The following is a 19,425-nucleotide window of genomic DNA, read 5'->3' as shown; positions in this document are numbered from 1 at the left end:
AGAAGCGCAGCGGTGACTGGCAGGAACCGCGAGCAGGCGGGGTGGTGTGGGCTGTGCGGATGGGACCGACGGTCGCGGCCCTCGGAGAAGCGCAGCGGTGACTGGTAGGAACCGCGAGCAGGCGGGGGTGGTGTGGGCTGTGCGGATGGGACCGACGGGAGCGGCCCTCGGAAAAGCGCGGCGTTAGGCTCGCTCGGCGACGGCGTCCATCGCCGCTTCGAGGGTGAACGCGCCCTCGTAGAGCGCGCTGCCGACGACGACGGCGGCCGCCCCGGCCGCTTCGAGGGCCACTACGTCCTCGACGGTGGCGACGCCGCCGCTCGCGACGACGGGCATCTCGACGGCCTCGACGATGCGGCGGACGGGGTCCGTGCGTACGCCCTCCAGTTGGCCCTCGACGTCGACGTCGGTGAAGAGGACGCCGCCGGCACCCAGTTCTTCGTACCGCTGTGCGGCCTCGGCGGGGTCCAGTCCGGTCCCCTCCGTCCACCCCGAGACGACGACTTCGCCGTCTTTCGCGTCGAGGCTGACGAGGACGCTTTCGGGATGGGACTCGCTGATTTCGGCGACGATGTCCGGGTTCTCGACGGCGGCGGTGCCGAGGATGACCCGATCGACGCCGCGGTCCAGCAACGAGACGGCGTCTTCGGCCGTGCGGATGCCCCCACCCAGTTGCACGTCGACGTCGTCGCCGACGGCCGAGAGGACCGCGTCGATGGCGTCGGCGTTCTCGCGTTCGCCCTCGAACGCGCCGTCTAGGTCCACGAGGTGGAGCGTTCGGGCGCCGGCCTCGACCCAGCGCTCGGCCGCCTCGACGGGGTCGCCGTACGTCTTCTCGGTGCCACGCTCGCCGCCCACCAGTTGTACGACCTGCCCGTCCTGCATGTCGACGGCCGGAACGACCTCGAACTCGGGAAACATGGCCGAGGCTCGGGCGTCGGCGGGCGAAAGCGTGTCGGTCCGCCCCGTGGCGGGTCGGCGGCGGTGCTGGTCTGTCGCCGGATTACTTTTATACGATGCCATGTGAATAGATAACTATGGCCACTTCGATTCCGGTCCTCTCTCCGATAGCGCGTCGTCTCGAAGCCATCATGTTCGGGCAGTACGAGGATCAGTATCGGGTGTTCGCACAGGCGGTACTGGTCGTCGCTGTCGGTCTGTCGCTCGCGTGGGGGCTGGCCGCGTTCGGTCTCGTGCCGCTTTCGGACGGTACGACGTTGATGCTCGCGACCGCCGCGAGCATCGCTATCTCGGCGTTCGTCGTCGTCGGCCTCCTCCAGTTTCTCGTCATGGCGAACGTCCTCGAACGGACCAACGAGGACGTCGCCACCAAAGCGGCCGAACTCGAACAGGCCGCAGAGCAACTAGAACAGACCGCAGAGGAACTGGAGACGACTGCTGGTTCGGTCGAGGACGCCGCAACGACCGTCGACGAGGCGGCCGAGGACGTCGAACAGACTGCTGACGAGGTCGAACAGACCGCGACAGCGACCGGCGACGAGGACGCCGCGGAGAAGGCGACCGAGGCCAAAGACAAGACGACGGAAGCAAAAGACAAGACCAGCGACGCCAAGGAGACCGCCGAATCGGTCACCGAAGAGGTCGAGGCCGCCAAAGAGACCGCGAGCGACGTCGAGGAGACGGCGGCGGAGAAGCGCGAACGGTTGGCGAACGCCGACAGCGAGGACGACACGGAGTGATCTGCACGGACCGGCCGTGCGGTCGCGACTGTGGTCGGTAGTCTTTAACCGCCGCCCGGTCTGGCGTCTTGTATGGTCGAGGCTCTCTTTGTTCTCGGATTAGCTGTTGCCGTCTTCGTCGGCTTCAACATCGGAGGTTCCTCGACGGGGGTCGCCTTCGGCCCCGCTGTCGGGAGCGACACGATATCGAAGACCATGGCGGCCGGCCTGATGACGGTTTTCGCACTGCTCGGCGGCGCCACCGTCGGTACGGAGGTCATCGAGACGATGGGGGGCCGCATCGTCCCGAGCAGCGAGTTCACGCTGCTTGCGAGCGTCACGGTCCTGTTTTTCGTCGGCCTCGCCTTGCTCGTCTCCAACCTGTTTGGTGTGCCCGCCTCGACGTCGATGACGGCGGTCGGCGCCATCGCCGGTCTCGGCGTGGCCAGTGGAACCATCGACTGGAACGTCATGGGCCGCATCGTCTCGTGGTGGCTGGTCGCCCCGATCGTCGCCTTCTGGCTGTCGGCGGTCGTCGGTCGCTACCTCTACCCGCATCTGGCGGCCCGCATCGTCTTCGAGAGCGACACGCCGGGGACGTCCCGGCGGGAGCGCGTGGGACAGTTCCTCGTGGTCGCTATCGGCTGTTACATGGCCTTCTCCGCGGGGGCGTCGAACGTCGCCAACGCCGTCGCACCGCTGGTCGGGAGCGGAGAACTCGCACTGTATCCGGGCGTCGCACTCGCTGGCGCGGCCATCGGTGTCGGCGCGTTCACCATCGCCCGCCGGACGCTTGACACCGTCGGCAACGACCTCACCGAACTGCCGATTCTCGCGGCGCTCATCGTCGAGACGGTGAGTGCGACCATCATCAGCCTGCTGTCGCTGGCCGGTATCCCGGCGAGCCTCGCCGTCTCGGCGACGATGTGCGTCGTCGGCCTCGGGTGGGGTCGGGCGACGCGGACGACGCGGCTGGCCGAGGCGGCGGGGGCCGCAGTCACTGGTGCCGCTGCCGGCGGGAGCGGCGGGAAAGGTGTCTCGGTCAGTGCGCTCAACGTCGACACCGAAGAGAACCCCACGTCATCGGGGTCCGGTGAAGCGAGACCGGTCGCCAAAATCGGCGAAGAGGACCCCGAGTCGGTGACGACCGCCGCCGACCTGTTCGACCCCTCGGCCACCGGTCGGGTCGTGATGCTGTGGATACTGACGCCGTCTATCTCCGCGCTGGCGTCCTACCTCGTCTTCCAGTACGTGTTGTAGCGAGAGCCTGACCGACGGGAAGAGTATCGCACGCGAACGGGACGCGGTAGCGAGACGGTAGGCTTTACCGGCCGCCGGGCTTGCATCCCGTATGGTCGAGGTTCTCTTCGCGCTCGGACTCGTGGTCGCCGTTTTCGTCGGTTTCAACATCGGGGGTTCCTCGACGGGCGTCGCCTTCGGCCCGGCTGTCGGGTCGAACACTATCACCAAGCTCTCTGCGGCGGCGTTGATGACCGTCTTCGCGCTCGCGGGGGGCCTGCTCGTCGGCCCCGCGGTGGTCAAGAGTCTCGGGAGTGACCTCGTGACGTCGCAGTTCTCGCCGCTCGTCAGCATCGTCGTCCTCTTTTTCATCGGGACGGCGCTGTTCCTCTCGAACGTCGCGGGCGTGCCCGCCTCGACGTCGATGACGGCGGTCGGCGCCATCGCCGGCCTCGGACTGGCAGAGCAGACGCTCAACGAGGGGCTGATGCTCGAAATCGTCTCGTGGTGGCTCGTCTCGCCGATTATCGCCTTCTGGGTCAGCGGCGTCATCGGCCGGTACTTCTACCCGACGCTCGTCGAGTGGTTCGCCGTCTCCCAGAGCGAGGGGTCATTGCTCACGGTAGACCGCTCGGGGAGTCTCCCGCGCCCGGAACTCGGTGAGAACACGACGCCACGGGAGTTCGTCGGGACCGTCGTCGTCATCGGCATCGGCTGTTACATGGGGTTCTCTGCGGGGGCGTCGAACGTCGCCAACGCCGTCGCACCGCTCGTCGGCAACGGGTCGCTCGACCTCTACCCGGCCATCCTGCTTGGCGGCGGCGCCATCGGCCTCGGCGCGTTCACCATCGCCCGCCGGACGATGGACACCGTCGGCAACGACCTCACCGAACTGCCCCTCGTCGCGGCCATCGTCGTCGCCACCGTCGCCTCGACCATCGTCACGTTCCTCTCGGCGCTTGGCATCCCCGCGAGTTTCGTCATCATCGCGACCATGAGCATCGTCGGCCTCGGGTGGGGCCGTGCGACCCGGACGACGACGCTCTCGGAGACGATGAAAGGCGAGGTGCCGGCGGCCTCCGTCGGGTCGTTGACTTCGGACGCCGCACCGACCGTCGGCGACCAGACGGAGGACCCGCCGGCCGACGACCCCGCACCCATCGGCGAGGAATCCCGAGAGGACGTCCCGACGGCGTCGGACCTGTTCGAACCCGGGACGACCGCACGGGTCATCTTCCTCCAGAACGTCGTCCCGTCGATTGCCACCGTCGCGGCGTACCTCGTGTTTCGGTTCTCACCTGTCGCCTGACCCCCTCGCCGTCCCTCACAATCGTTCATGCGATCGTCCTGAAGGGCAAAGTCTAACAAGTCGGCCTCCGAACCACGCAGGTGATGCCCACGGTAGAGTACCTTAATTACGAAGTAGTGGACGACAACGGCTGGGACATGTACGACGACGACGTCTTCGGCGAGGCTGCCGACATGGACCTCGACGACGAGGACTACGGTTCCCTCGAAGTCAACGAAGGCGAATACATCCTCGAAGCCGCCGAGGCTCAGGGCTACGACTGGCCCTTCTCGTGTCGCGCTGGCGCCTGTGCGAACTGCGCTGCCATCGTCATCGAAGGCGACATCGACATGGACATGCAGCAGATCCTCAGCGACGAGGAAGTCGAAGACAAGAACGTTCGCCTGACCTGCATCGGCAGCCCCGACGCCGACGAGGTCAAGATCGTCTACAACGCCAAGCACCTCGACTACCTGCAGAACCGCGTCATATAACGCTGTTCTGCGGTTCTTTCCGCTTTCTTCCCGGGGAGCCGCTGCTGTACCGTGGCGCGTTTCCCCGACCCGGAACCATTAGGGCCGTCGCCGTGAGACCACAAGGCGTGCTGGGGTCGATACCGGACCTGTTGCGACTGCTCGCGGTCCCCGTGTTCGGGTGGGCGGCGTACCGCGACGTGAAGACCCGCCGGGTCCCGAACCGGGCGTGGGTGCCGCTGGCGGCGCTCGCGGTCGTCTTGCTCCTGTGGGACAGCTATACGGTCCTCACCGGGCCGACGGCCGGCCGGGCGTTCCTGCTCCGGGTGGCGATCAGTCTGGGCTTCGTCGCACCGCTGGCCTACGGGTTCTGGCTCGTCGGCGGGTTCGGCGGCGCCGACGCGAAGGCGTTCATGCTCGTCGCCGTCCTCTTTCCCGTCTACCCCGTCTACTACCTCCCGACGGCGGCGCTCCCGCTGGAGCCGTCGGCACTGGGCGTGTTCTCGCTGACCATCCTCTCGAACACCGTCCTCGCGGGGGTGGTCTATCCGCTCGGCATCGCCGTGAGCAACCTCGCCCGCGGCCGCTTCTCGCTGGCGATGTTCATCGGCAAACCCGTCGCCGTCGACGCCGTCCCCGAGGAGTACGGCCGCCTGCTTGAGACCACCGACGGGTTCACCCGGAGCGGTCTCGATATCGACGCCCTCCGGATGTACCTCCAGTGGCGCGGGGCAACACTCGCCGAAGTGCAGGCCGACCCGGACCGGCACCGGGACCCCGACTCGCTCCCGCGGGTTCCCAACGACCCCGGCGACGGGGCTATCGTCACCGACGGCGGGGAGCCGAGCGACGCGAGGCGACCCTCGTCGGAATCCCGTTCCGACGGCGGCGTCTCGCCCGACACCGCCACCGAGTTCGGGACCGCCGCTACCGCCGACCCGTGGGGGGCCGAGCGCTTCCTAGACGACATCGAAGGATCGGCCTACGGCACCTCGCCCGAGCAGTTACGCGAGGGGCTGGAGGTGCTCGTCAGCGAGGACGACGTGTGGATATCGCCGGGCATCCCGTTCCTCGTCCCGATGTTCGCCGGTCTGGTCGTCTCGCTGGTGTACGGCGACGTGCTGTACGCCCTGCTCGGACTCGTCGGCGTGGCGTGAGTCCGCTCGGGACGCGACCCGGACCATCACGACGGCGGCGTCTCCGGACCGAACGCGCTGGCCACGACAAAAGACCTATCTTCGGGACAGGCGACCTCTCGGGTATGACCGACGTCGCCCTCGCGTTCGACGAGCAGGAGTACATCCCGGCGGTCGCACAGGACGCCGACTCCGGCGAGGTGCTGATGCTCGCCTACGTCACCGAGGAAGCGCTCGAACGGACCCGCGAGACGGGCTACGCCCACTACTACTCCCGGAGCCGCGACGAACTTTGGAAGAAGGGCGCCACCAGCGGCCACACGCAGGCAATCGAGGAGGTCCGGGTCGACTGCGACGGCGACGCGCTCCTCTATCTGGTCGAGCAATCGGGCGGAGCCTGTCACACCGGCTACGAGTCCTGTTTCTACCGCACCGTCGACGGCGAGGAAGTCGGTGAACAGGTGTTCGACCCCGACGACGTGTACTGATGACCGATGCTGCCGCGGCCCTCCGGACGGCTGCCGAGGAACGCGACCGGGCCAGAGAGCGCGTCGAGGCGGTCGGCGAGGAGCGCTTGCGGGCCTGTCAGCGCGCCTACCGGGAGCTACGGGACTTACTTGACCGCTACGAGGACACGGCGACGGGCAGCGGCGACTTCAAGGCGTTCACGGAGTTTCAGGGCGCCGTCGCGACGCTGACCGACGGACTGGACGAGGACCTGCCCGAGCGCGAGACGTTCGAGGCCATCGACGAGTCCCTCCAGAAGCGCCGGCTCACCGAGAGCGACTTCGAGTCCGCGCGGTCGCGACTCGACCCGGTCGCCGACCTCGTCGGCCGTCTCGACGAGTGGGCACAGGCCCGCGAGGACTACGCCGACGCCCGGCGGGCCGCCCGGAAGCGACTGGATGAGATCGACGCGCGAATCGACGAGCTGGACCGCCTCCAGCGTCTCGGCGACGCGGATTTAGACGCCCCGGTCGACGACCTCCGAGCGCCGATCGACGCCTACGACGCGTCGGCCCGCGAGGCCTTCAGCGAGTTCCGGGACGAAGCACCCGCTCGCGAGGTGCTGTCCGCGGTCGAGCGAGCGGAGGCGTTCCCGCTGGTCGACTTTCAGTCCCCGCCCGAGGAGTTGCTGGCTTACGTCCGCGACCACGAGGCGGGCACCGAACCGATTCCGAAACTGCTGGAGTACGCCGACTACTCGGCGTCGAAACTGGACCACTACGTCGACGATACGGCGGCCCTCCGGCGGACCGTCGCCACGCGCCGGACCTACCTCCGGAATCTCGACGCCGAACCGCTGACGGTCGGGTGGCCGCCGCCGCCCGGCGACCACTTGCCGTGGCTCGTCCGCGAGTACCGCTCCGTACTCGCTGGCTTCGCCGACGACTCGGTGATCGCGTGCCTGCGTGACGTGCGAGCGCTCGCCGACCGCGAGGACTACGAGACCCTGCGAGAGAGCGCGCTCGCTCGCGAGGAACTGTCCACAGACGAGCGCGAGCGACTCGAAGACGGCGCCGTCGACCGGGAACTCGACTCGCTCCGAGCGGAGCGGGACGCTATCGAGTCGGCGCTAGACGAGTACGGCCCGCTGTAACGTGGCTCAGGCGTCGTTCGTCGCCGTCTGGTTCGTGGCGGCGTCGACCATCTGCGCGGCGAGTTCCTCGGCCCGTTCGGGCGAGCGGGCCTCGGCGTAGACGCGGACGACCGGTTCCGTCCCCGACGGGCGAGCCAACACCCAGCCGTCGCCGTAGTCGAGTCGCCAGCCGTCGGTAGTATCGAGGTCGGCGCCCGAGTCGTCGGCGCGGGCCTCGATGCCGTCGAGCATCGCCTCGCGCTGGTCCTCGTCGTCGACGGTGAGGTTCCGGCGGACGTTGTAGTACTCGTCGTAGGGGGCGATCAGTTCGTTGGCGGGCGTCTCCGCGACGAGTTCACAAAAGCGCGCCGCGGTGTAGGCCCCGTCGCGGGCGATGCGGTACTCCGGGAAGAGGATGCCGCCGTTGCCCTCGCCGGCGATGCTGACGCGCGTACCCGTCGATTCCAGTTCGCGGATGCGGCTGACGATGTGCGTCGACCCGATCGGTGTCAACGAGAGGGTGGCGTCGGCGGCGTTCACCACGTCGACGAGCCGCTGGGAGGCGTTGACCGCCGAGACGACGCCGTCGCCGGGGTCGAGTTCCGCGGCCGCCAGCGCCGCCAGCGCGGCGTCACCCTCGATGTGTTCGCCGGTCCCGGCGACGAACATCGCCCGGTCGGCGTCCCCGTCGTGGGCGATGCCGAGGTCCGCCTCCGTCGCCTCGACGTAGGCCCGCAGGTCCCCGAGGTTCGCTGCGACCGGTTCGGGGTTCCGTCCGGGGAAGTGGCCGTCCGGTTGGGCGTTGACGGTGTGGACCGTACAGCCCAGTTCCCGGAACAGGTCGGGACTGATCAGCGACCCCGCGCCGTGGCCGGGGTCGACGACGACGGTGAGGTCGGCGTCGGCGATGCGCTCGCGGTCGACCGCCGACACAACCGCCTCGCGGTAGGACCGCCGCGCGTTCTCGATGGGGCGGTCCTCGCCCACGCGGTCCCACGTGGCCTGTTCGATGTTGCCGGACAGCGCCGATTCGACGCGGTCCAGCGTCTCTCGGGTCAACTCGACGCCGTCGGAACCGACGAGTTTCACGCCGTTGTACGCCGGCGGGTTGTGACTGGCCGTAATCATCACGCCGGGAATCGCCTCGCGTTCGCAGTAGGCCTGTAACCCCGGCGTCGGGACGATGCCGAGTCGGTCGACGTCGAACCCGATGCCGGTGAGGCCGCCGGTGGCGGCGTTGACGTACGTCCGACCGGTCGTCCGCGTGTCCCGCGCGACGGCGATGCGGTCGTACTCCTCGGTCCAGACGCTCCCGGCCGCCTGTGCGACCCGCAGGACGTACCGCGGCGTCAACTCTTCGCCCGCGACGCCCCTGACACCGCTCGACCCGAACACGTGCATTCACGCAGGACTGCGTCGCCGACCGGCTTATGAATGTCGCCGCTAGCTCGTGGCGATGGTTCGTTCGTCGTCGGCGATCGGCCCGCTTCCGACAGCCAGAAAGTCACCCGTCGGGTGTTCCACGGGGCTTTCTGACTGTTCTGACCCTCGTCTTCGTTCGCGCCGAGACCACAGCCGTGGCGAGAGCGATTCCAACAGCCATTAGCCACCGGCCCCGAACCAGAGAGTATGGCCAACGACGAACTCATCGCGGCGCTCCGTGACGCTGACGCGGTCAAGTACGGGGAGTTCGAACTCTCCCACGGCGGGACCTCGAACTACTACGTCGACAAGTACGTCTTCGAGACGAACCCTCGGTGTCTGGAACTCATCGCCGAGGCGTTCGCAGAGCGCGTCGCGGACACGAAACTCGCCGGCGTCGCGCTCGGCGGCGTGCCGCTGGTGGCGGTCACCAGCGTCGAGACGGGACTGCCGTACGTCATCGCCCGCAAACAACAGAAGGAGTACGGCACCGGCAACCTCGTCGAGGGGAACCTCGAAGACGGGGAGGAGGTCGTCGTCGTCGAGGACATCGCGACGACGGGCCAGAGCGCCATCGACGCCGCGAAGGCGTTGCGAGACGCGGGTGCGGTGGTCAATCGCGTCCTCGTCGTCGTCGACCGCGAGGAGGGAGCCCGCGAGAACCTCGCCGACCACGGCCTCGAACTGGAGGCGCTGGTCACGGCGTCGGACCTGCTGGCCGACGCGCCCGAGGACGTCGACGTCTAACCGCGAGCAAACGACAGGACACGCCCGGCGTCCGTCGACTCGTCGTCCAGCCGACCATTATTAGCCACTCTCGCCACGCTTAAGCCGGTCTGTACAGAGAGTGGGATAAATGGCGGGAACACTCGAAGAGTTGTTTGGTCTCGAAGACCACGGCACCGACGTACGAACCGAGATTCTGGCCGGGATAACGACGTTCCTGACGATGAGCTACATCGTCGTCCTGAACCCGGCGATTCTCACGGCGTTCCCCGACGACAACACGCCGGGTGGCATCGCTATCTCCGGCTACGGCCCCGGCGAGATATTCCAGATGCTCGCCGTCGTGACCATCCTCTCGTCGGCGGTGGCGATGTTCGTGATGGCGTTCTACGCCAACCGGCCGTTCGGCCTCGCGCCCGGCCTCGGCCTCAACGCCTTCTTCGCCATCACCGTCGTCGGCGTCCTCGGCGTGCCGTGGCAGACGGCACTCGCGGCCATCGTCGTCGAGGGCATCATCTTCATCGTCCTCACGGCCGTCGGTGCCCGTGAGTACATCATCAAACTGTTCCCCGAACCCGTGAAGTTCGCCGTCGGCGCGGGTATCGGCCTCTTTCTCGCCATCATCGGCCTGCAGGCGATGGGCATCGTCGTCGACGACCCGGCGACGCTCGTCGGTACCGGGCAAATCGCCAGCGACCCCGTGGCCATCCTCTCGGTGGTCGGCCTCTTTCTCACGTTCGTCCTGTACGCGGCGGGCCTGCGCGGCTCTATCATCGTCGGCATCCTCCTGACGACGCTCGTCGGCGCACTCGCGACGTTCCTCGGCCTCGTCGAACCCGGCGTGCTGGCGACCGACGCCGTCCGGAACGGCGGCTTCGACGCCTCCCGCCTCGCCTCCGCACAGTACGACATCACGCCGCTGGCCGGCGCGTTCCTCACCGGGTTCGGCAACGTCGAGGCGTTCTCCTTCGCGCTCATCGTGTTCACGTTCTTCTTCGTGGACTTTTTCGACACCGCGGGGACGCTCGTCGGCGTCGGGCAGGCCGGCGGCTTCCTCGACGAGAACGGCGACTTCCCCGACATCGACAAGCCGCTGATGGCCGACGCCGTCGGCACCACCGTCGGCGGGATGCTCGGCACCTCGACGGTGACGACGTTCATCGAGTCCGCGACCGGCGTCGAGGAGGGCGGCCGGACCGGGCTGACGGCCCTCGTCGTCGCTGTCCTGTTCCTCGCGTCGCTCGCCGTCGTGCCGCTGGCGAGCGCGATTCCGCTGTACGCCTCTCACATCGCGCTCGTCGTCGTCGCCGTCCTCATGCTGCGCAACGTCGTCGACATCCAGTGGGACGACTTCGCCCACGCCGTGCCGGCCGGCCTGACCATCATGGTGATGCCATTTACCTACTCCATCGCGTACGGTATCGCCGCCGGAATCATCTCTTACCCTATCGTCAAGACCGCACAGGGTGAGTTCGACGACGTCCTCGTCGGCCAGTGGATACTGGCCGCCGCGTTCGTCCTCTACTTCGTCGTCCGAACCGGTGGCGTCCTCTCCAGCGCGCTCTGACGGCGCTGTTCGACCGACACACACCACCGACGCCCTTTTTCCGGTCGACCGTCTATGCACCTCCGAGATGGCAAACCTCGAACTCTACGAACTGGAAGGCTGTCCCTACTGTGCGAAGGTCGTTACGAAACTCGACGAACTCGGACTCGACTACGAGTCTCACATGGTTCCGCGCTCGCACAGCGAACGCACGGAAGTGAAGGACGTCTCCGGCCAGACAGGCGTCCCGGTCCTCGTCGACAACGACAACGGCATCGAGGGGATGCCCGAGTCCGACGACATCGTGGAGTACTTAGAAGAGACGTACGGCGGCGGCGCGGCGTAAGTCCGGACGAACTTTTCATTTCATTGTAGCCGGTCGGTGAGCGACCGCCATCGGCGACCGGGCGTCGTACCACCGGCTATCTGCGTGTTATCGGAAAAACGCAGGCGGCGGGTCAGGCCACTTCTTCGGGGTCCTCGCCGCGTTCCATGATGAGGTCCCGCAGGTCGTCGGCGTCCTCTATCTCCTCCATCTCTTCTTCCTCGATGAGCGCCGTCCCCTCGACGGACTCGCGGGTGAGTTCGTCGACGACGTACACGGAGCGCGTGCGAGTGACCTCGCCGACGGAAGACATGATGCGCGCCCGTTTCTCGGCGGCCTCGGTGAAGGTCGAGTGGCCAGTCAGCACCTGCTCGCGCCGGCGAGCGTTCTCGTTGACCGTCTTGAACGGCGCGCGGTCCGTGGGGTGGACCTCGAAGCCGATGCGGGTAAAGACGGTGGCGATGGGTTCGTCCTCGGGGGCCACGTCCGGGTCCTCGGGCGTGGGTTCGTCGTCGCGGATGTCCTCGGTCCCCTCGAGGACGCTGACCGGCGAGGTCAGCGGCGCGTCGAAGAGGTCCTCCAGTTCCGCGGCGACGTCGACGGAGGCGTCCATGCCGTCCTCGTACTTCGAGACGGTGCGGCGGGAGACGCCCAGTTCCTTCGCCAGACGGCCCAGCGACCACTCTCTCTCCTCGCGGGCGTCCGCCAGTACTTCGGAGTCGATGTTGACGTACAGGCCGCCCGGCGCGGCGTAGATGAGTGGCGGGACCTCCTCGACGAACAGGTCGAGCGCCGTATCGGGCGAGAGGACGGGGACGCCGTGGCGGAAGTAGACGACGCCCGGTTTCAGTTCCTCGTCCCGGGTTCGGAGGCCGACGACGATGGGCGTCGCGTTCAGGTAGGTGCCCAGACGGCGCATCTCGCCGCCGGTGCGGGCGTCGAAGGCGTCGATGTTGCCGAGTATCTTCACGAGCAACACGTCCTCGCCGCGGCGGGCCGCGACGTCGAAACTCTTGGGTCGAATCGCACACCGGTCGCTCACGAGGAATCCGGCGTCCTCGAGCATGGCGGTGACGTTGCCGACCAGTGCCGACCGTGACATAGTACTCGGTACCTCTATTGATGGTAAGCCAGTCACCGGATATATGCGTTGTGCCGCCAGCGCGGTGTCTCTCGGCCGACACGACACTGCGAAACAGACTTGCCTGACAGTCGGATACGTCCGGTCGTGACTGTCGTCGGGATAGACGATACGGACTCGCGCGAGACGGGGATGTGTACGACCTACGCAGCGGCCCAGTTAGCCGACGCCGTACGCGACGCTGGTGGCACCGTCGACCGTGTGCTGTTGGTCCGCTTGAACCCCGCCGTCGAGCACAAGACCCGCGGCAACGCCGCACTGGCGGTCCACACGGACCTCGACGCCGACCGAGCGACCGCGCTCGTCCGTGAGACGCTCTCCCTCGCACGGACCGACGACCCGAAGACGAACCCGGGTGCAATCGTCGCCGACTGCGCCCCCGACGCCGTCCCGCCGCAGGTGGCCGAGTTCACACTCGACGCCATCCGCGAGATACAGGACCACGTGACGGCGACGACCCTCGCCGACTTCGCGGGGTTTGCCCGCGTCGAACGCGGTAACGGCCGGGGCCTCGTCGGTGCGCTGGCGGCCGTCGGGGCGTGGGCCGCCCTCTCCGATTGGACGTACGAACACATCGCCTACCGCGAGCAGTCGCGCTGGGGTACCGAGCGGGACGTAGACGCAGAGAGCGTGCGGGCCGCCGCCGACGCGCACTACCCGGCGGTGTGGGACACCGTCGACCACGAGTCTGGCTATCCGGTGTGTGTCCCCCGAACGCCGTGTCCCATCCTCTATGGCATCCGCGGTGACGACGCCGACGCCTGCCGGGCCGTCGCCGACGCCATCGAGAGCGAACCCGTCGCCGACAACGCGACGTTCCTCACGAATCAGGGCACCGACGTCCACCTACAGGACGCTCCCCTCGGCGAGGTCAGGGAAGACAGCGCCTTCCGCGTCACCGGGACGGTGGTCGCCCCGCCCGAGACGCGACGGGGTGGCCACGTCTTCCTGACGCTCGCCGACGGCGACGCACGCCTCCAGTGTGCGGCCTTCGAACCGACGAAGCGTTTCCGTGACCGCGTGCGCGCCCTCCGGGAGGGCGACCGCGTGACGGCCTGTGGCGAGGTGTCCGACGGGACGCTGAAACTGGAGAAGTTCGCCGCCCGCGAGTTGGTGACCACCGAACGCGTGACGCCGACGTGTCCCGACTGCGGGGGGTCGATGTCCTCGGCCGGTCGGAATCAGGGGTACCGCTGTCGGGACTGTGACACCAGCGCGGACGGCAAGGTCGAACGGCCGGTCGACCGAGTCCTCGAACCGGGGTGGTACGAGGTGCCGCCGGTGGCGCGTCGCCACATCGCGAAGCCGCTGGTTCGCGGCGGGTTCGACGGGCCGACACACCCGGAGCGGTGAGCGTCGGCGGGCGACCCAGCGCGAGGGCGTGCGCGACCGTTTGGGCGGCGGTTGGCTCGGCATATCGCCGGTCGGGACGGTCGAAACTCGGGTTATGCGTGTTATAACAAGGATTACACCCCCGTTAGTGACGGGTATGAGTATCGAGCGGCGGCTGGCCGAGAAGGACGGACTACCGCTACCACAGGACGATTTCGCCGAGACGACACTGGTGGCCGAACTGGAACCTGCGGCCGACGGCGGACAGCGCGTGCTTCTCTACCCGAAAGACAGGCCCGGCCACGAGGTGGCGACCCGCTGGCTGGCGGCTCCCGCCGACGCCCTCGTCGAACTCGACAGCGTTCGGTAGTCCCTTCCATCGTATAACCGACTTGTAACAATACCGTCCCTCAGCGACGCCTCTCGGCATGGGAACGGACCACTGGTCCCCGACTGGCGGGACCCCCTCGCCCGCTCCAGACGAGGGGGTCCTCCCCGCCGTCGTGCGGAGTCGCTCCGACGGGACCGAGCGGTACATCTGCTATGCCGCCGACGTGGACCCGTCCGACGTCGAGACGCAGTGGATCTCGGTCGACGCCGACATCCCGGTTTCTCTGCGCGTGTGGCGCTAGGCGTTCCGGCCAGTGAGCGCGACGGCGACTACGTCACGCCCTCGGACACATGTGGGTTCCGACGAAACGTCCGAGCGTCAGTGACTGACGGGGGTACCCGAAGGGCCATCGGTCCGAGGACACCCCCTGCAGGAAACAACGGGTGTCTAGTAGGTGTCCAGATTCGTCCCGACCGAGCAGACGTACTCGCCGGTGGCGACCTGCGGGAGGCGGCGCGAGCGCCAGAAGACGCCGTTCGAGTCGGCGGTAATCTCGGCTTTGGACTGGCCGAACACGTCGGTGATTTCGAACAGCGTCTCGCCGCGGGAGACGCGGTCGCCGAGGTCGACGTGGAAGTCGACGAGGCCACCGGCGGGCGAGCCGTACTGCTCGAACCCGGTGGCGCGGGTCTGGGCGCGGGGGCTGTACCGGCCATCGAGGAAGCCGTAGTAGGTGAGGACGTTGAACACGCCGTCGACGCCCTTCTCGATGGACGTCTCGTCCCAGCCGACACAGCCGCCGAGTTCGGGGTCGACGGTCGGAACGCCCTCGTCGGGGGCCGCTCGGGCCAGTTGGCCGTCGGGCCCCTTCTGGTCGAGGATGTAGCCACAGCCAAAGACCTTCGCGAGTTCGAGACACTCGCTGTGGAGACGGTGGCGGGTGCCACAGCGCACCCGGACTTCGTCTATCATCCGCGAGGTCGAGCCCTGATGGAGGTCCAGGACGAGGTCGGCGCCGACCGCCGCGTCGTACGTTGCGGCGGCGATACGCTCGCTAGAGGTCCCGTTCGCGTCGCCGGGATAGGCCCGATTCATCTTCGTGTCGTCGACGGGGTTGCGGTGTTCGGCGACCTGGAAGGCGTGGTAGTTGACGATGCCACACACCAGAATCGTCCCCGAGAGTTCGGCCGGGTCCAGTTGCGGGAGGACCCGCTGGATGACCCCGACGCCGTTCAGTTCGTCGCCGTCGCTCGCCGCCTGCATGTAGAGCGTCTTCCCGTCGGCGGCGCCGTTGACGACGGCTACCGGGAGTCCAACCGGGCTACCGTCGCGGGTTTCGCCGACCTCCAACCGCCCCGTATCCATCTCACCGGGAGCGGCACTCGCTGTGCCGAGAGTTACCATTACCGGCACGTTCGGCTTGTCCGCCTTTACTGGTTCGGATTTCCCGTGCTGGAGGCCCGACGGCGGACGGTCCCCGGCGTCCGGCGGGTGTTTCGCGGGCGGCGAGCGCGGACCGACGGGGATTTTTGCGGGCAGACCGTACGTGCGTCCGTGTCAGAGTCCGAGCAACAGAGCGGCCCCGCCGCGATGATAGCGGCGCTGAACGTCCCGCGGAACGCCAAACTCGGCTTCGGTCTGGCGGTGCTCGTGACCGCCGCCATCGTCGCCGTGTTCGTCCTGCCCGGTACCGCGCGTCCCTCGGTACTGTACGTCGCGCTGGCGTTCGTACTGGTCGTCTCGCTCGGCGGCTTACTGACGACCGTCTTCACCATCGTCTCGGCGGTCCGACTCGCCCGGAGTTAGCCCTCGGCGAGTTCGGTGAACCGCTCGGCACCGGTTCGAGTCCCCTTCGCGATGAGCACGTCGCCCGCCTGCAGCGGCGTCTCGGGGCCGGGCGAGACGACCCAATCGGCGCCTTCGCGGCCGGTCCGTTCGCTCTCGCTTGCGGCCCGCCGGACGGCGATGATGCGCATCCCGGTCGCGGTTTTGATCGCCGCTTCGCCGATGGTCTGGCCCGCGAGGTCGCTCGCCGCGTCGACGGTGGTGCGGACGATTATCTCGTCGGACTCCTGTACGGCCTCGGCGACGACCGGGTGCGTCGAGAGGCCGCGCAGGACGCCCTCGCTGATCTCGAGGGCGGCGTCGGAGATGACCTCCGTCGACCGGGCCAGATGAACCAGCCCCCGCAGAGAGACGGGGTCCGCCACGTCCGCGGCCGCCCGCAAGGTCCACGCCTCGAACCGGGACTGGAGGGCGTCGACCTCCGCTTCGAGTTCGACGACCTCCTCGGCGACGGCTTTGCTGTCGAACAGCACCGCGCCGTAGGCCAGATCGACCGCGAGTTCGCCCATGTCCTTCATCAGGATTATCGAGTCGATGGCGCGTTCGAGGTCCTTGTCCTCGCCCTCGGGCGGTGCCGGCGGTTCGTAGGCCGCTCCGGTGGCGTCGGCGTACACCTCGCTGACGCCGGCCTCGGGGCCCCGGAAGAGGACCACGTCGTCGGCTTCGAGTCGCGTCTCCCGGTCGGGGTTGAGAAGCCAGTTGCCCTGTCGGCGAATCGCCAGCGCACGGACGCCCGTCTCGGTCTCTAGGTTCAACTCGCCGAGCGTCTGGCCGGCCAGCGGCGAGTCGGCGGCGAGAGTCGCCCTGACGAGCGTCTCGACGGCCTCCGGCAGAGCCGCCCGCAGCGTATCCGGCAGGCCGATGTCTTCGAGGACGATCTTCGCGATGTCGCCGGCGGCGTCGCTGATCTTCTCGGCGGCGCCGACCATCCCGAGTACCGGGGCCAGCGTCTCGGCGTCGTCGGTCGACCGGCAGGCCATTAGCAGGCTCATCCGCGCTCGCATCTGCAGGACGTCCATCTTCGCCTCTAACTCCAACACCTCGGCGGCCACGTCGTCGCTTCGCAACAGCACCGCCGAGTACGAGAGGTCGATGAGCAGCTCCGCGGTGTCTTTCATCTCTGCCAGCACCGCCTTCACGCTCACCGGTTCGTACTCGACGGTTCCCGTCAGCTCCATGTACGCTGCTTTGACAGCACGTCTCAAAAGCGTTCGCCGTCCCGTGACAGCCGGTCACGAGCGACAAGTCGGCACGCGGTACCACAGAACGAGTGTTAGGTGGCGGATATCTACCATCTATTCACGCAAATACCTACAGCAGTGGTGGAATGTCCAGTTTCACTCCCGCCGACCGTGTGACACAGACGCCCGGAAAGAAAATGCTTTTCCCGGCAGGTCGGGAACCATTGTCGTATGTCCGACGACCTCAAGAAAGGGCTGGAGGGAGTCCTCGTCGCCGAGTCTGACCTCAGTGTCATCGACGGTGACGTGGGTAAGCTCGTCTACCGGGGGTACACGATAGAGGACCTGGCGAACGGTGCCAGCTACGAGGAGGTACTGTATCTGCTCTGGCACGGCCACCTCCCCAACGCCGGGGAACTTGCGGAGTTCGAATCCGAGATGGCAGCCGAACGGGAGGTCGACGACGGCGTCATGGCGACCGTCCGCGAACTCGCAGAGGCCGACGAGGAACCGATGGCCGCGCTCCGGACCGCGGTGTCGATGCTCTCGGCGTACGACCCCGCTCCGGCCGAGGCCGACCCGACAGACGAGACGGTCAACCTCGCGATGGGTCGGCGCATCACCGCGAAGATTCCGACTATCGTCGCCGCGTTCACGCGTATCCGCGACGGCGAGGACCCCGTCGAACCGCGTGAAGACTTAGACCACGCCGAGAACTTCCTGTACATGCTCAACGGCGAGGAACCGGACGACGTGCTGGCCGACGTCTTCGATCAGGCGCTGGTGTTGCACGCCGACCACGGCCTGAACGCCTCGACGTTCGCTGCGATGGTCACCGCCTCGACGCTGTCTGACGTCTACAGTTCGGTGACCTCGGCTATCGGGACGCTCGCCGGCCCGCTCCACGGCGGCGCCAATCAGGACGTCATGGAGATGCTCAAGGAGGTCGACGACGCCGACCAGGACCCGCTGGACTGGGTGAAAGACGCACTGGCAGAGGGCCGCCGCGTCTCCGGGTTCGGCCACCGCGTCTACAACGTCAAGGACCCCCGTGCGAAGATTCTCGGCGAGCGCTCGAAGGAACTCGGTGAGGCCGCAGGCTCCCTGAAGTGGTACGAGATGTCCACCACTATCGAGGAGTACATGGCCGAGGAGAAGGGCCTCGCCCCCAACGTCGACTTCTACTCCGCGTCGACGTACTACCAGATGGGTATCCCCATCGACATCTACACTCCCATCTTCGCGATGTCTCGCGTCGGTGGCTGGGTCGCCCACGTCATCGAGTACACCGAGGACAACCGCCTGATTCGGCCGCGTGCCCGGTACACCGGTCCGGATCCCGACGAGACGACGTTCGTGCCGCTGGACGAGCGGTAGCACAGCCCACGCGAATCGCTCTGCGATTCGCGCCTTTTTCGCCCACGTTTTTCGAGGAGCGGTGTCCGAGCGACGCGAGTACACCCGACGACGAAAAAGGTGGAGGACAACCGCCTGATTCGGCCGCGTGCCCGGTACACCGGTCCGGATCCCGACGAGACGACGTTCGTGCCGCTGGACGAGCGGTAACGGCGACAGTTCACGATCCCGTTTTCCCGGCCGGCCAGTCGCGACGTTATGGACCCGCCTCGACGACGAGGAGCGTCCGGTGTTCGGCCAGATAATCGTACGCGCCGCCGAGGACGACTCCGTAGAGGACGTACGCGAGTACCGTGACGAGGAGGAGGCCGACGTCCGGCCGAGCGACCTGACTGGCCGGCCCGAGTCCGACGAGGGCGGCGGCGAGGTATCCGGTCGACAGGACGAGGCCGAAGACGACACCGTGGGTTGGACCGGATTCGCCGGGCAGGCCCCACGTGAACCCGGCGAACAGCAGGGGCCACGCGAGGGCGAACAGCGCGAGGAACCAGACGGCTGTCAGGGCCGTCGCCGTCGGCGACCCGAGTTCGCAGTACGGGGGGCCGCCGACGGCGCACAGACTCGTGAACGTGGCGAGTACCAATAGGGTCGTCCCGTCGAAGACGACGCCGGCGAGAAGCAAGAACGCGGTCAGGACGGCGGTGGCCGCGACGCCGGCGACGAGACTGCTCCTGACGGGGTCCATACCCGGGGGACGGCGGCGACCCTCAATAGTATACACAGAATTGACAGGATAGTGGGGGCTTTCCGCGGCCGTCAGCGACGC

21 protein-coding genes are annotated in these 19,425 nt (G+C 67.5%); 15 read left to right on the top strand and 6 right to left on the bottom strand.

Annotated features, from left to right (window positions below; all coding sequences use genetic code 11):
* Positions 1–183: 183 nt before the first annotated feature.
* Positions 184–921, bottom strand: coding sequence for a 1-(5-phosphoribosyl)-5-[(5-phosphoribosylamino)methylideneamino]imidazole-4-carboxamide isomerase (hisA, locus tag IEY28_RS16615; protein WP_189000401.1), 738 nt, complete (start codon positions 919–921; stop codon positions 184–186).
* Between the two features lie 116 nt (positions 922–1,037).
* Here hisA and IEY28_RS16610 point away from each other — a divergent pair, with 116 nt between their 5' ends.
* The 7 genes from IEY28_RS16610 (at position 1,038) to IEY28_RS16580 (ending at position 7,415) form a co-directional block, all read left to right on the top strand.
* Positions 1,038–1,700, top strand: a complete 663-nt coding sequence (locus tag IEY28_RS16610; protein ID WP_189000398.1) for a hypothetical protein — start codon at positions 1,038–1,040, stop codon at positions 1,698–1,700.
* Positions 1,701–1,772: 72 nt separating this feature from the next.
* Positions 1,773–2,939, top strand: a complete 1,167-nt coding sequence (locus tag IEY28_RS16605; RefSeq protein WP_189000395.1) for an inorganic phosphate transporter — start codon at positions 1,773–1,775, stop codon at positions 2,937–2,939.
* A 91-nt stretch (positions 2,940–3,030) separates the two neighbouring features.
* A complete protein-coding gene (locus IEY28_RS16600; RefSeq protein WP_189000392.1) occupies positions 3,031–4,227 on the top strand; it encodes an inorganic phosphate transporter in 1,197 nt (398 codons plus the stop codon).
* A gap of 83 nt (positions 4,228–4,310) precedes the next feature.
* Positions 4,311–4,700: a ferredoxin Fer1 gene (fer1, locus tag IEY28_RS16595; protein WP_166967542.1), complete on the top strand. Its 390-nt coding sequence runs from the start codon at positions 4,311–4,313 to the stop codon at positions 4,698–4,700.
* 107 nt (positions 4,701–4,807) lie between these two features.
* Complete coding sequence (locus tag IEY28_RS16590) at positions 4,808–5,836, top strand: A24 family peptidase (RefSeq protein WP_189000388.1); 1,029 nt, start codon at positions 4,808–4,810, stop codon at positions 5,834–5,836.
* A gap of 104 nt (positions 5,837–5,940) precedes the next feature.
* A complete protein-coding gene (gene hisI, locus IEY28_RS16585) occupies positions 5,941–6,303 on the top strand; it encodes a phosphoribosyl-AMP cyclohydrolase (protein ID WP_166967544.1) in 363 nt (120 codons plus the stop codon).
* Positions 6,303–7,415 carry a DUF7118 family protein gene (locus tag IEY28_RS16580; RefSeq protein WP_189000386.1) on the top strand — a complete coding sequence of 371 codons (1,113 nt, stop codon included), beginning with the start codon at positions 6,303–6,305 and terminating at the stop codon, positions 7,413–7,415. Before hisI ends, IEY28_RS16580 begins: the two co-directional genes overlap by 1 nt.
* Before the next feature lie 6 nt (positions 7,416–7,421).
* Here the strand turns inward: IEY28_RS16580 and glmM are convergent, their stop codons facing one another.
* A complete protein-coding gene (glmM, locus tag IEY28_RS16575; protein WP_189000383.1) occupies positions 7,422–8,795 on the bottom strand; it encodes a phosphoglucosamine mutase in 1,374 nt (457 codons plus the stop codon).
* A gap of 228 nt (positions 8,796–9,023) precedes the next feature.
* Here glmM and pyrE point away from each other — a divergent pair, with 228 nt between their 5' ends.
* From pyrE to IEY28_RS16560, 3 genes are all read left to right on the top strand, one after another.
* Positions 9,024–9,563: an orotate phosphoribosyltransferase gene (gene pyrE / locus IEY28_RS16570; RefSeq protein ID WP_189000380.1), complete on the top strand. Its 540-nt coding sequence runs from the start codon at positions 9,024–9,026 to the stop codon at positions 9,561–9,563.
* A 109-nt stretch (positions 9,564–9,672) separates the two neighbouring features.
* Positions 9,673–11,109: an NCS2 family permease gene (locus IEY28_RS16565; RefSeq protein ID WP_189000377.1), complete on the top strand. Its 1,437-nt coding sequence runs from the start codon at positions 9,673–9,675 to the stop codon at positions 11,107–11,109.
* Between the two features lie 67 nt (positions 11,110–11,176).
* Entirely contained in the window at positions 11,177–11,434 is a 258-nt protein-coding gene (locus IEY28_RS16560; RefSeq protein WP_189000374.1) for a glutathione S-transferase N-terminal domain-containing protein, read from the top strand.
* Between the two features lie 112 nt (positions 11,435–11,546).
* Here IEY28_RS16560 and IEY28_RS16555 read toward each other — a convergent pair whose 3' ends face one another.
* Positions 11,547–12,515 (bottom strand): transcriptional regulator, encoded by a 969-nt coding sequence (locus IEY28_RS16555; RefSeq protein WP_189000371.1) that lies wholly within the window; start codon positions 12,513–12,515, stop codon positions 11,547–11,549.
* Between the two features lie 126 nt (positions 12,516–12,641).
* On the opposite strand from IEY28_RS16555, the gene IEY28_RS16550 reads away from it, so the two are divergent.
* From IEY28_RS16550 to IEY28_RS16540, 3 genes are all read left to right on the top strand, one after another.
* Complete coding sequence (locus IEY28_RS16550) at positions 12,642–13,907, top strand: tRNA(Ile)(2)-agmatinylcytidine synthase (protein ID WP_189000368.1); 1,266 nt, start codon at positions 12,642–12,644, stop codon at positions 13,905–13,907.
* A 136-nt stretch (positions 13,908–14,043) separates the two neighbouring features.
* Positions 14,044–14,256 (top strand): DUF7511 domain-containing protein, encoded by a 213-nt coding sequence (locus IEY28_RS16545; protein ID WP_166967561.1) that lies wholly within the window; start codon positions 14,044–14,046, stop codon positions 14,254–14,256.
* 58 nt (positions 14,257–14,314) lie between these two features.
* A complete protein-coding gene (locus IEY28_RS16540; RefSeq protein ID WP_166967563.1) occupies positions 14,315–14,518 on the top strand; it encodes a DUF7511 domain-containing protein in 204 nt (67 codons plus the stop codon).
* A 146-nt stretch (positions 14,519–14,664) separates the two neighbouring features.
* Here IEY28_RS16540 and IEY28_RS16535 read toward each other — a convergent pair whose 3' ends face one another.
* Positions 14,665–15,621, bottom strand: coding sequence for a succinylglutamate desuccinylase/aspartoacylase family protein (locus IEY28_RS16535; protein ID WP_166967565.1), 957 nt, complete (start codon positions 15,619–15,621; stop codon positions 14,665–14,667).
* A gap of 150 nt (positions 15,622–15,771) precedes the next feature.
* On the opposite strand from IEY28_RS16535, the gene IEY28_RS16530 reads away from it, so the two are divergent.
* Positions 15,772–16,023, top strand: a complete 252-nt coding sequence (locus IEY28_RS16530) for a DUF7536 family protein (RefSeq protein ID WP_229783171.1) — start codon at positions 15,772–15,774, stop codon at positions 16,021–16,023.
* On the opposite strand, the gene IEY28_RS16525 is transcribed toward IEY28_RS16530, so the two are convergent.
* Positions 16,020–17,240 (bottom strand): potassium channel family protein, encoded by a 1,221-nt coding sequence (locus tag IEY28_RS16525; RefSeq protein ID WP_189000365.1) that lies wholly within the window; start codon positions 17,238–17,240, stop codon positions 16,020–16,022. The two genes, IEY28_RS16530 and IEY28_RS16525, sit on opposite strands and share 4 nt — an antisense overlap.
* A gap of 234 nt (positions 17,241–17,474) precedes the next feature.
* Between IEY28_RS16525 and citZ the strand changes: the two genes are divergently transcribed.
* On the top strand, positions 17,475–18,620 hold the full coding sequence (gene citZ / locus IEY28_RS16520; protein ID WP_189000362.1) for a citrate synthase: 1,146 nt from the start codon (positions 17,475–17,477) through the stop codon (positions 18,618–18,620).
* A 235-nt stretch (positions 18,621–18,855) separates the two neighbouring features.
* On the opposite strand, the gene IEY28_RS16515 is transcribed toward citZ, so the two are convergent.
* Positions 18,856–19,344, bottom strand: a complete 489-nt coding sequence (locus IEY28_RS16515; protein ID WP_189000359.1) for a DUF6789 family protein — start codon at positions 19,342–19,344, stop codon at positions 18,856–18,858.
* Between the last annotated feature and the right edge of the window lie 81 nt (positions 19,345–19,425).

It is taken from the genome of Haloarcula pellucida (genome assembly GCF_014647235.1).
Taxonomy (GTDB): Archaea; Halobacteriota; Halobacteria; order Halobacteriales; family Haloarculaceae; genus Haloarcula; species Haloarcula pellucida.
The sequence above is the reverse complement of the archived record's forward strand: the minus strand, read 5'-3'. Positions and strand labels throughout refer to the sequence as shown.